An 11,610-nucleotide genomic window follows, 5' to 3' on the forward strand; every position below is an offset into this window, starting at 1 on the left:
CCTCCGCCCCTTTAGCGAGGGATTTAATCGTTTCGTAGTCTTCCGACGAAATTTCGATGGTTCTAGTGCCATTTAAACCCATCTTCGCTTTGAGGGTAGGCTTGTCTTTTACGGGGATGTTATCGACTTGCTGCTCGACCTCGTACACCTTCGTCACGTCTTGTAATTTGGTTTCCAGGTCCTTGACTTGCTGATCCAGCGTATCTGCCTTGAATTTCTGAGTTTCAATGTGTTCACGCTTCGACCCTTTTTCCCCACGCTCAATGTCGAATCCAAGCTTTTGCATGTGTTTGGGAAACTCGTCTTGAATCCACAGCAATTCTTGTCTGTTGAAGATGTTTTTGCCTTGTAACTTGCCGTCCCGCATCGGGACGATGCCTAAGTGAAGATGGGGGGTGCGCTCGTCATTATGTACCGTGGCATAAGCTACATTTTGTTTTCCGTATCGTTCCGAAAACAAGGTGCAGCTTTCCTCGAAAAATTGTTTTTGTTTATCCGGAGTCAGCTTGTCGAAGAAAACGGTATCACTGGTAATCAATAACTCGTTGACCAAGACCGCATCTTTTCTTGTTTTTCGTTCCCCTATTTTTTGTGAACCAATAATTTCTTTGACTCGCTGGTTGTAATCAATCTTTTCTGCGTTCACCAAATCGTAATTTAAGTGTCGATTGGCTGGATCAATATCGGGGTTGGTTCGACTCTCTTTTTCTCGTTGGTTATGAAATTGAATTCCTTTGACATCATGTGATTTTATCTTCACCATTCGAGCCACTACAAAGCTCATACAATCCCCTCCGATCACGCGATTTTACCGGCAACACTTCCAAGAAAAGTATAACACACTATACTTTACATGCGTAAAGGTGTGCTCTCCGAGGGTGAGTGCAGGGGTGACTTCCTCCTGGTGGATGCTGTCCTTCCCCCGGTTCAAAAGCAAGAAAAAATCGTCCGGCTGCGGACGTTCTTTTCCCAGAGATCAAGAGCAGGTTGCCCCTTTTTCAAAAGGGGCAACCCACCAACCAAAACCCCCTCGCCGGGTGGCAGGTTCTCACATGGGGTGAGAACCAAAAACAGGGTGAAGAATCATCTCACGTGTCAACTCCTTAAATTCCTTCCACTATCGTTCCAGTCAGATATTTACCGTTGACACTTCTCGTGATTCCCCCCTTTTTCTAAACAAAAAAGATCGTCAATTTGACGATCTCTTTTCTCGAACTAATTAGCATATAAAACAAAATTCAGGCAATTATAAGATTAATACAAAGGAGGTGAAATAATGAAAATAATGTTACTAACTTTGGCTGTTCTTGCTAACGTTCTCTTTCAACCAGCTCCACTCTCTGAAGCATCATCAAATCAAATAGCATCAAAATCTGATATAACATATCCAAAGTTAGAGTACCTGGATAATCAAAGTAAATCTTTTATTAGTGAAGATGAATTTTATAATGAGGTAGATAAAAATATCTATCAAGAGTATAAGAACGCTGCATTTAGTATACGCCAAAAAATCTCTTTTAAAGATGTTCCAGATGCAGAATTCACTTTCAACCGAAAGACTAATCTTATTAGTGGAAAAATGGATCTTAAACATCAAACTGATGTTCATCCCAACCGACAAGTATATTTCATGGCATCTTTTCACCAAAATGAAAAAGAAGAATGGCACAAATATGTAGTAATAGACGCTGAAACAAAAAAGGTACTTCTTGGCGGAAACCATTATCATTTGTACGAAAATCCTTACAAATAAAAAAACCATCAATTTTCATTGGTGGTTTTTTATAAACATCTCTCATTAACCTGTGCAATTGAATCCCTTAGTTAAAGGTCTAGTGGTAACTGATGGTGACTGCGACTTTAAATAAATCGTTGATACACAAAGGATTTTCATGTGGTGGTGGCTAATAAGTGAGTGGTGAGTGATAATTATAGTAGATGGTAGAAGGTGGTGGTAGTAGTGACGAAATGGCTAAACATTCAAGAATTAGCGGATCAGACAAACATACCTGATACGACTATAAGGAGATATATATCTAAGTTCGCCAATTTCTTTATCTTTAAGGGTGGTGCAAGATCTAGGCGTTATGAAGATACCGCTGTAAAAGTGCTGATCAGAATTAAACAGCTTTATGATAACGGTCATGAATCAGAGGAAGTTGACAACACTTTAAGAAAAGAGTTTGCCGTGGTGATAGATGGTGACAAGGAAGAAACGTTTGAAAAGGCTAGTACACCAGCACTTGCAACAGCAGACGATATGGAAGAAATTAAAGAGGCGTTAAAACAGCAACAAGAATTTAATAAGCTGCTAATAGAGAAATTAGTTGATCAAGAACGGTACATAAAAGAAACATTGGAAAAAAGAGATCACTTGTTTTTAGAATCCATCAAAGCGATTCAAGAAGAAAAGAAAGCACTTTTAGAATCAGCCTCTACTGAAGAAAAGAAACCGTCTTTCTTTAAACGGCTTTTTGGATAGAACAAATAAAACCGTTAAAAGCACGTCAATTTTTTTCTAGTACAAGCAATTTAGGTATGAAAGAGTTATCCATTCTGAACGACTCTTAATTTTGTTGAGTCGAAGTTTTATTTGCTTTAAAAGAACGTTATCCTTGATTCTCTTTTCTTTTTTTATCAAAATCCCACAAACCAAAAACGTAACACAATGCCTATTGTGTTACGTTGAAATTATTATGTGAAAAAATGAAAAAAATTGTACAATGTATGAGTTAGTTTGAAAGGGGAGGAAATGATGAAGGGAAAGACTCCACAAGAAATCGAAAAGCTCAAAAAAGAAAAAGAGAAAAAGATTCGCACATGGACAGAGGATAAAATCGTAATTTCTAAAGATTGGATTGAGGATGAAAGGGGGCAAATTGGAAGAAATATAATTCGTGGTGGCGTCTATATGTGTGCCTTAGGAGAAAATATTGGAAGTGAGCAGGGAGAGCTGCGTCCAGTTATTGTTATATCAAACGACTTGATAAACACATCATCGGGGAATGTTTATGTGGTTCCTTTGACGAAAAACTTGAAAAGAAAAGTAAAAAAAGACACTGAAAGACAAGTTGTAAGAGATAAAGATGGACGAATAGAATACTTAGACGAGCCCAAATTGCAAAGTCACTATTTTTTAAAGACGGACAAGTACGATTTTCTGGAATACGATTCCGCAGCAATGGCTGAAGTATCACGGGCAGTTAGTAAAATTAGAATAAAAACTCATTTAGGTGATCTTTTACCAGGTGATTTGAAGAGAATCTCAACTCGTCTTGAATGGGTTTTAGGTATTAAAACAAGTAGTCGTAAAAAGTGACTATCTAATACTTTTGAATTAACAACGTTGATTACGCGCTTTTAAGTCTATTTACAGTCATCATTTGTAGCCATTTACGTTCATTTACAGCTATTCACAGTCATTTACGCCCATTTACGGTTGACTATTGTACTTCTAGTACCCTATAATTGGCTTATAACTTACATCGCCTGTCTAGTCATGGGCAATTCGCGTGATTCAAATCATTCACGTTATTTCTTTTAGGGGCCTTTTATCGGTCCCTTTTTATTTATACTGATGAATAAAATGAAGCAATATCCATATACTTTGAATACATCGCCTGTCTAGTCACGGGCAAACCCCCGTTTACACGGGTATTAGTCGTCCGCCTAGTCGTGGACAATTCGCCCTGGCGCTAAGCGCCGGGGTTTTTATTTTGGCCAAAATAAAGATGAGTGCAATTGTACCGATCCTTTTGAAGACACAAAAAAGCCCTTGAGAGATTGTGCCCTTATTGAGGAGCAGAAATGAATGGAATTAAAGATACATTCAATAATAAACACCTATGTAACAAAACTTAGGAGTTAATGAACACCCCATGTTTACAACTTTTTTGTGAGGGTTGACTCTTTCATTAATGTTCAAGAACTCGTTCAACAATCTAAGTTCAGTAACCTATACGACACTAAGTATAGGTACACGATTAAAATCTAGGCCATAAGAAAAGCCGCCTTGTAAAGGCAGCCGGTTGTTCAACTAAAGCACCCGGTAGTTGAACAAAACTCTTTATGATAATACGCTTTTTAGAACTCGCTTAAATTCGAAATCTTCTTCTAAAAATGGATAATGGTTACTTTGTTCAAAAATATGTAATGAAGCATCCGGAATCAAATCATTCATTTCGATTGAAAAATCCACAGGGCATTGAACATCATGTCTACCGCAAAGAATGATAGTTCTTGTTTTAATAGCTGATAATTGGCGAGTAACATCAAAAATTAGTTGTTCTCTATTAAAAAAATTTAATCTATTCGCAGACATTTTTTTAATTATATTTTCCGAAAAATACAGGTCATAATTTTCAGGTTTAAATAAAGATAGTTGAGTTCTTTCTTTAGACAATCTATTCCGGTCATCTCCCACTGTGCTTTGAAGCTTTAAAAGTTCCATTAATTCTTGCATCCTTTTAAATTTAGGATGTCCCTCATTATAAATACACTTACTTGATGATGAGCTATATTCTCTTGCAGAAGAGCCTACAAGAATAAGGGATTTTAAAGAGGATGAAAAATGGATACCATATAAAACTCCAATCATTCCACCTGTAGAATGTCCAGCAAATGTCCATGCTGAGTAACCCTTCACTTTTCGAATCTCTTCAAGGTCAAGCACTGCGTCCACCATGCTTAATTCATAGGCATTCTTTGCTTTATCTGAGCTTCCTGCGTCTTTTAAGTTAACTAAAAAAACTTTATTATTGTCTGTAAATGTTTCAGCAAAGTAGTCCCCAGACTTATTAAATTCCGAATAATGATGAGTTATACAAACAGGTTCACCCTCTCCTTTTTCAAACACCTCAAAGCATCCACGAGAGGTTTCAATCATCTCTCTTTTCCATTTGGACATAATAGCTTCCTCCTTTGTAAACCTTTCTAGTTCATGTTCAACTAACCTGCACCGTTAGTTGAACATGAACCTGAATGATCCGCCTTAAACTTCGATTTGACTTACTCAACTGGATTGTATCACGTACACATCCTAGGTTGACATAACATCCGAATGAGGAAGTATTAAAGACCCTTTACTTCGATAAGAAAAGCTGCCCTGAAAAGGCAGCCGGTTGTTAAACTAAGGCATCCGTTAGTTTAACAAGAAGGTAATCTATTTACTTAACCATTAACCCTTTTGGTTAACACTCTAAAATCGATTTAAAATTCATAAAAATGATACTTTAACCTATTCGACTACGCCAACCGTAAATCCTTCTTTTTCCACCTACTTTTTTAGGGATAACCTGTATAAAAACCTGCATAACCGATAAAAAATAAACAGACGCAAAACCCAGTGTTATCAAGGGTTTTGCGTCTGTTTGGACTGTCTATAGGTAGACGTTATGTCTACTAGGAATGAATAGTTTATTCATAAGTTTTTTGCTATCATAGGTTAACTTGCACTGGAACCATTTCCTACTAATTCCCCTAAATTCTCTAGATCTCTTGAAATATTTAAAATGATTAAATATCTCCATTCGTTATTAATTTTTCCTAAGGATACAACCTGATGAACCTCTACTATATCATTCTCATATTCTTTATTAAAATGACACATCTCATGTAACGTTGAACTTAAATCAGTATTGTCCCAATTAGATACTTCTAAATGTATAAACACTTGGTTTCTTTTCATATTCATAGTCTTCTCCTTACTTAGAATGCTAATGGAAATTGCGTACTCTTAGAAGCATCATTTTTATTGATGATAACTCTATGGTATTTTGTTGATGTATCCTTGGTGCTAACGTTAGAATCATAGCTTTTGGCATAATTATGATATATTATTTTATCTCCCTTTACTAGATAATTTTTCCACATTATATAAAAAACTTGTTTAACTATTCTGCTGTGTTAGTTGAACAAGAAACTAGATGATCCGTCCGTAAAAGCTCAATTCACTTACTCAAGTGGATTGTATCACGTATGCATCCTAGGTTGACATAACACCACGATTAGGAAGTATTTAACTTCATTACTCAATAAGAAAAAGCTGCTTGTAGAGGCAGCCAGTTATTCACCAAAACCGTTAGTTCAACAAGTTTCTATATGAAAATATAATAATTCCGCAAATCACTGCTACTCCTAAAAATGAAAATAAATAAAGAAAAGGAGAATTAACCTTAACGAAAACAACTTCTTTTCGAAGTGTCTCTACTTCATCCCATGCACTTGCAATATCCGGTTTATAGTTCTTTGTTTTTATATAACCAACTAACACCATACCGACTATATAAACTACATGTACTGCAATTGAACTCATAAATGCTAGAAGAACCACCTTCATTCAGACACCCCATCTTTCAACAATCCCTCGTTATAGATTGCACCGTTGATTAATTCCTCTTACCGTAGTCCAACAGTTAGATCCTTTGGCAGCCCTTTGTTAAACTAAAGCACTCATTAATTGAAGTGGTAACATTATTTTTTTCTATACTTATCATTTAGTTTTAGAAGTAAATAAATCATAATAATTGAAGCCACAACTATTAAAAAGGAATTTGTTATAAGATTAAAATCTAATTCGTTAATTGTTTTTTCAACTTCACCATCTTGATTATGATGGATAATAGTCCAACCATTATAATCAAGCGTAAAGTATGAAATAATCAAACCTAAAATTAAGCCACTGACTATTGAAATCCAACCTTTTTTCATAAACACCACTCCCCTTTAGATGGTATTACCAAAAATTCCAATTCCCTTCTTCTTCGACTAACCTGACCCGTTAGTTCAACAAATATTAACCCATAAAGTTAGATAAATAATATTGAATACCATAAGCCCCTAAAGAACTAATGCTTGCAACTAAAACCGCAATTGATAAATACGCGATATAGCTGGATTTCATTTTTGAACGTAACAAATAAAAAATTGAAATGAATAAACTGATGATAAAAAAGACAATCCATAGAATACTAAATGTAAAAAATTCAAAACTGATAAGGAAACTCACTACGTAAAATGAATTTATCAAGAGTAATAAGAATAAGAGGATTCTTTCCAAAATTACATCTCCGTTCCTGTTCTTTATTCCTAATTTTACCACTAAAAACGGGTACTATTTTACAGATACTTTAATTCAGGGGGATTAAACAATGCATACAAATAAACGTTCATCAGTTATTTTAATAGCTTTAACAAACATTATTATCCTTTGTCTAACTCAATATTTATATGTTTTTATGATGAGTGAAAAAATTGAGTTAGACAATTTTCAACTTTTATACTTTCCTTTGATTATCGTGTCTATTAATCTATTTCTTTGGTTTAGTAAATTTAGAATCGAGTTCTTTCTGCATTGGATTTTTGCATACATAGGTTATTTTTGTTCCATTTTTATTTTTTATTTTATTAATTATATTAATGTAGATACTTCGGAAGATTTTCCGCCTGGTGAAGCTTATTTCGATTTATTTTTAACTTTTGCTGTATTTTCAGCATTACAAGTTATTATCTTGCTTTGTTTAAATGGCATTACTTATATACTTTATAAAGGGTATTCCTATCTAATAAAAAGGAGATAAAAAGATAAATCGTAACGTCTTTTTTGTAATAGTATAAATCATTAAATAACTATACTTGTTCACTAAACTGCCTCTTTAGTTGAACAAGAAACTGGATGATCCAAAACATTGATTCAATCGCTGAACCAGGTTGTATAGTACATACACCGTAGGTTGACATAACATATCGACTAGGAAGTTGCACCCTACGAACAAACCCTTGCGGTTTCTCATTTCTTCCTCTTTTCGCCCATCCATCTTTTATTCACCGAATATACATCGTTGAGTTGACGGGCTTTTGGCGGTGTCGCTTTTTCTGTCCCATGAATAAATATCCATTTTGTCTTTACGTACTAAATTTCATTTTTGTGTACAAAATTTGGGGTGCTGATTTTCAGCACCCCAAATCGATACAGCGCAGATCAAGAAAAGGACATGAGTAGTGAACTGACTATTTTGCGGTTCATTACTCTCGCATGGCGTGAGGACCTCAAAAACATCTCATTATCAAATTAAAAGGTGTGGCTGCTGCAATAATTTTTCGCAGGAGCCACACCTTTTTAAAGCTTACTAATAAATTGCAGGAGTAGTGTACAACAATTAATTCATTTTTGCTTTCAAAATGTCAGTTTGAATATCTATTAACTTTAAGTTTTCTCCGTTTAGCAAATATATCAAACAAAACAATTACTAATAAGACCGAAATGATTGGATTACTAAAAGAAATCCCTGTCGAAGAGTTCCCTCCAAAAACAGGTAGAACTAGCATTAGAAGAACAATATAGCCTGTAGAAATGATTAACCAATTTAAAGTATGTCTTTCGTTGTCCTCTTCTTTTACAAAGAAGTTGCTGGTTAAGAATATAATTACCATTAAGCTAATGATTAACCATTTAGGTATATGAAAAGACATTAACGTATTTGGGAAATAGTCATTAATCATCAGTAAGGTGAAACAAGCTAAGAATGTTGAAACTATAACTTTGAAAGCATTCATTAAATCTCCTCCATTGAATTTTGATATTATCATTGTCCTCTTAGTTTTGTAATGAAATCCATTTCAGTGTCATCTAAATATTCAATTAATTATAGTATATACTACTCTTTTGTCGAAAAAGTATTGTTTGAATATTCAACTAATTATATATATTGGTAATATTTTCTTTATTTTATTATGAAAGGCTAGTGTTTGTAGTAAATAAAAACCAATAATATGTAATTAACTTGTAATTAATTGGACATAAATGTATGATTTACATAATAAAGAAAAGGAGGAATATTATGAAAAAACCTATTTTATTAATTCTATCGGCTCTTCTTTTTGCAACCTTCCCATTATCAAGCGCGAGTGCATTTAGTAATAAAGAGAAGGTAACTGTTAAACAAGAAGTGAAAACAGAGAATACATATTTAAAGTCAGTTGAAACAATCGAAGGTGAAAATATTTATACATATCAGTATCAAGGTATTGAACTGACAGGTAACGCGGAGATTACTGAAGCTGAAGTAAAAGAGAAATTAGTGGAAGTTGAAGAAATGATAAAAGGAAAAGAGCAAGAACCCGCGGATAGAGCTGGTGATGACTTTACATCATATGTTATCCCCACTGATGAGTTCCCAGGATCTATAACGGCAGGTCCTTATTATAGAACCTACGATAATAAGACTGAACAAGAAGCAGCAAATTTAATCGTAGCTTGGGTTACTACCAAAGTCCCCGGCTTTATAAGCAAGAGCGGTTATGCTGTCTATTTAGTCAATAAACTTACGGCTTGGACAGGTGCTATTTTTAAACCGACTTATGTAGGGGCATGGCAGTCAAAAGGATATAATGCAAGTTTAGGTCTGTATGAATATCATAATACTATTGTTCATTTCACTAGTTCTTCATATAGCACGCCGAAAAGCGTATCTTATTACGTGGTTTACCGAGCAACATACTAACCATTTGAAAATTCCTCCTAGGTTATCTTGAATCATTGTAGGTCTTTCAAGGCTTTAAAAAGAGCTATTCGCTAACTAATGCGAATAGCTCTTTTTTTGAAGTTTTTAGCCCACGCGGGTCAAATACCGCATTATTTACGATTGGAGGTTGACCATTATTTTAATTAAAAATGAGATCTTTTTCTTTTTCACGTTGGACTATCTCTTCTTCGCTCAATCCAAGTTTTCTGTATAATCCCACTCGCTCATGCTTCAGGTTTTCTTCTTCTTCCGCTGACATTATGAATTCTTCTTTTTTCTCACGTCGTTTACTAAACCAATCAGGAACCACTTCCACACGTCCAGTTGACCGGCTGTCTCCTTCTAAATCACTGAAACTAATTTTCTCACCCGAAAAATGCAACTGTAACGCGATTTTTAGCTTTGATTTAATAAAACCTAAAGGTTTATTGATCGATGATTCAGCATTGACGTATTCTACGAGCATTTTCAATTCATTTCCAGCCCGTTCTTGCCAAATCGTGAGTGCAGTTGAATAAATATCAGCAAAGTACGCTTTATCAAATAAATAGCCCTTTGTTGAGCCATTCAGTCGTTCGCGTATTTCATTTACTGAAGTAGCATTTGATTCTTCCTTTTGCTTTTTAGGTAGTCGAATTTCTTTTTCTTTGAAATGCTGAATGGAAAATTCGATTTTATCCACTTTACGTCCTTTTTTAATTTCCTTGAAAGTAATATGTAAGTCCGTTTTTTCGTTAATTTCGTTAATAGCAAAAGATAACACCCTATTCTTGAAATTCCCGTAAAGGCTGTATGTTTTCGTTGTTGCCCCTAATTTTTCACGCAAACTTTCGACTGGACATTCCCAACGTCCAAGATGTTGCCACTTTTTCATCAATTCGTACAAGCGAATGGAATAGGTGCTTTTCAGAGACAAAATATTACTTAACCGATAAGACGTAAACGCATTTTTCAATTGCAAAAGGTATGGCAAAAGTTTTGGTGAAAAAGACAATGCAATAACACCTTCTCCTTTGATATAGTCAGCACTTGAAATCCAATTCGCCAGTATCCAACCTCCATCGTCTTTAGGAATCTCAACACTCTTAGACATAAGTTCTTTCGCAATTTCTTTTATTTCGGTGTAATGTTCTCTACCAGAAAGTCCCAACATTTCATGAAATTCACGAATCGAAATACGATAATCCATAAAGTCTTTGTCGGTCGGTTGAATCATACTCACCATAGTCAGTACGATTTTTTGTTCTCTTGCCGTTAATGGCTTCAAATGACGGGCTTCAATCAGATTATTAGATTGTGTAACCATATAATTTTCTTGCAAAGAACATCTCCCCATCCTTTTATTACTAGACTTATGTATTTGTAATACTAATATCAATATAAACCACTCAAATATATTGTGCAAAGTCTTTTATTACACACTTCTTAACTAACGTAATAGTTCGAATCGAAAATGTAATAGTTCGAATCGAAAATGTAATAGTTAAGGAATCGAAAATGTAATAGTTCGAATCGAAAATGTAATAGTTCGAATCGAAAGTGTAATAGTTAAACCTATAAAACACAGTCATACCAACGTGTTGAAGGGTGTCTAAAACAGTTAAAACAAAGTACTTTAAACAAAAGATATAAAAACAACAACAAACAACGCGCGCGAGAACCTGGTGGTGGTGGAAAATGAAATTCGTTAAAATCTTTTCCAAAAGAAAAAGCCCTTCTCAGGACTCTCTGCAAAACTATCAGTCTACTATGAATCCGAATGCACCTAGAAGTGATTCTATTATACGTAAGAGCGTTTTTAATAGATTTTGTTGGAATTTGTAAGGATAAGCATTTCAACCACCTTAAAAACGCTTGTACGGCTTTTTAGAGCTTATGGAGTTTAGTCGAAATCTACAGACTGCCAAAACCACATTTTGCAGCTACTTTCCCCGTAGTTCGAGACTTATCTCTCTAAATCTAGGTCTTGTTTCTTTCGGCTATCGATCGATTTTTCTTGTTCCCTTTTTTGTTGGAGTGTTTCTCTCATGCTTTCAGCACCTGGACGTTCATCATCCGGTATGTACTGGTCGAATTGTTCTTTTTTCAA

The 11,610-nt window shown here is 34.9% G+C and carries 12 protein-coding genes; 5 read left to right on the plus strand and 7 right to left on the minus strand.

What is annotated here, in order from left to right; genetic code table 11:
• A partial coding sequence (gene mobV, locus C8K15_RS19105; protein ID WP_146173684.1) for a MobV family relaxase occupies positions 1-784 on the minus strand: 784 nt, incomplete at its 3' end.
• Between the two features lie 492 nt (positions 785-1,276).
• On the opposite strand from mobV, the gene C8K15_RS19110 reads away from it, so the two are divergent.
• The 3 genes from C8K15_RS19110 (at position 1,277) to C8K15_RS19120 (ending at position 3,319) form a co-directional block, all read left to right on the plus strand.
• Positions 1,277-1,753, plus strand: a complete 477-nt coding sequence (locus C8K15_RS19110; RefSeq protein WP_233260580.1) for a hypothetical protein — start codon at positions 1,277-1,279, stop codon at positions 1,751-1,753.
• Positions 1,754-1,960: 207 nt separating this feature from the next.
• Positions 1,961-2,482, plus strand: a complete 522-nt coding sequence (locus C8K15_RS19115; protein WP_158268362.1) for a MerR family transcriptional regulator — start codon at positions 1,961-1,963, stop codon at positions 2,480-2,482.
• Positions 2,483-2,755: 273 nt separating this feature from the next.
• Positions 2,756-3,319: a type II toxin-antitoxin system PemK/MazF family toxin gene (locus C8K15_RS19120; protein ID WP_233260581.1), complete on the plus strand. Its 564-nt coding sequence runs from the start codon at positions 2,756-2,758 to the stop codon at positions 3,317-3,319.
• 747 nt (positions 3,320-4,066) lie between these two features.
• Here C8K15_RS19120 and C8K15_RS19125 read toward each other — a convergent pair.
• The 4 genes from C8K15_RS19125 to C8K15_RS19140 all read right to left on the minus strand — a co-directional run bounded on the left by C8K15_RS19125 (position 4,067) and on the right by C8K15_RS19140 (position 6,708).
• Entirely contained in the window at positions 4,067-4,906 is an 840-nt protein-coding gene (locus C8K15_RS19125) for an alpha/beta fold hydrolase (protein WP_108588001.1), read from the minus strand.
• Between the two features lie 537 nt (positions 4,907-5,443).
• Positions 5,444-5,686 (minus strand): hypothetical protein, encoded by a 243-nt coding sequence (locus tag C8K15_RS19130; protein ID WP_233260582.1) that lies wholly within the window; start codon positions 5,684-5,686, stop codon positions 5,444-5,446.
• A 393-nt stretch (positions 5,687-6,079) separates the two neighbouring features.
• Positions 6,080-6,337, minus strand: coding sequence for a hypothetical protein (locus C8K15_RS19135; protein WP_108588003.1), 258 nt, complete (start codon positions 6,335-6,337; stop codon positions 6,080-6,082).
• Positions 6,338-6,471: 134 nt separating this feature from the next.
• Positions 6,472-6,708: a hypothetical protein gene (locus tag C8K15_RS19140; RefSeq protein WP_108588004.1), complete on the minus strand. Its 237-nt coding sequence runs from the start codon at positions 6,706-6,708 to the stop codon at positions 6,472-6,474.
• A 440-nt stretch (positions 6,709-7,148) separates the two neighbouring features.
• On the opposite strand from C8K15_RS19140, the gene C8K15_RS19150 reads away from it, so the two are divergent.
• A complete protein-coding gene (locus C8K15_RS19150) occupies positions 7,149-7,577 on the plus strand; it encodes a hypothetical protein (RefSeq protein ID WP_108588006.1) in 429 nt (142 codons plus the stop codon).
• 604 nt (positions 7,578-8,181) lie between these two features.
• Here C8K15_RS19150 and C8K15_RS19155 read toward each other — a convergent pair.
• A complete protein-coding gene (locus C8K15_RS19155) occupies positions 8,182-8,553 on the minus strand; it encodes a hypothetical protein (protein ID WP_108588007.1) in 372 nt (123 codons plus the stop codon).
• A gap of 284 nt (positions 8,554-8,837) precedes the next feature.
• Here C8K15_RS19155 and C8K15_RS19160 point away from each other — a divergent pair, with 284 nt between their 5' ends.
• Positions 8,838-9,500: a hypothetical protein gene (locus tag C8K15_RS19160; RefSeq protein ID WP_108588008.1), complete on the plus strand. Its 663-nt coding sequence runs from the start codon at positions 8,838-8,840 to the stop codon at positions 9,498-9,500.
• A gap of 160 nt (positions 9,501-9,660) precedes the next feature.
• Here C8K15_RS19160 and C8K15_RS19165 read toward each other — a convergent pair whose 3' ends face one another.
• Entirely contained in the window at positions 9,661-10,842 is a 1,182-nt protein-coding gene (locus C8K15_RS19165) for a replication initiation protein (protein ID WP_158268363.1), read from the minus strand.
• Positions 10,843-11,610: the final 768 nt, after the last annotated feature.

Origin of the sequence: Paenisporosarcina sp. OV554 (genome assembly GCF_003058165.1) — a bacterium.
Classification (GTDB): domain Bacteria; phylum Bacillota; class Bacilli; order Bacillales_A; family Planococcaceae; genus Paenisporosarcina.

What these genes read in the sequence shown, in the direction of transcription:
- C8K15_RS19155 (WP_108588007.1), bottom strand. Translation starts at nt 8,553, where the DNA reads ATGAATGCTTTCAAAGTTATAGTTTCAACATTCTTAGCTTGTTTCACC.
- C8K15_RS19120 (WP_233260581.1), top strand. Translation starts at nt 2,756, where the DNA reads ATGAAGGGAAAGACTCCACAAGAAATCGAAAAGCTCAAAAAAGAAAAA.
- C8K15_RS19135 (WP_108588003.1), bottom strand. Translation starts at nt 6,337, where the DNA reads ATGAAGGTGGTTCTTCTAGCATTTATGAGTTCAATTGCAGTACATGTA.
- C8K15_RS19110 (WP_233260580.1), top strand. Translation starts at nt 1,277, where the DNA reads ATGAAAATAATGTTACTAACTTTGGCTGTTCTTGCTAACGTTCTCTTT.
- C8K15_RS19160 (WP_108588008.1), top strand. Translation starts at nt 8,838, where the DNA reads ATGAAAAAACCTATTTTATTAATTCTATCGGCTCTTCTTTTTGCAACC.
- C8K15_RS19130 (WP_233260582.1), bottom strand. Translation starts at nt 5,686, where the DNA reads ATGAAAAGAAACCAAGTGTTTATACATTTAGAAGTATCTAATTGGGAC.
- C8K15_RS19140 (WP_108588004.1), bottom strand. Translation starts at nt 6,708, where the DNA reads ATGAAAAAAGGTTGGATTTCAATAGTCAGTGGCTTAATTTTAGGTTTG.
- C8K15_RS19150 (WP_108588006.1), top strand. Translation starts at nt 7,149, where the DNA reads ATGCATACAAATAAACGTTCATCAGTTATTTTAATAGCTTTAACAAAC.
- C8K15_RS19125 (WP_108588001.1), bottom strand. Translation starts at nt 4,906, where the DNA reads ATGTCCAAATGGAAAAGAGAGATGATTGAAACCTCTCGTGGATGCTTT.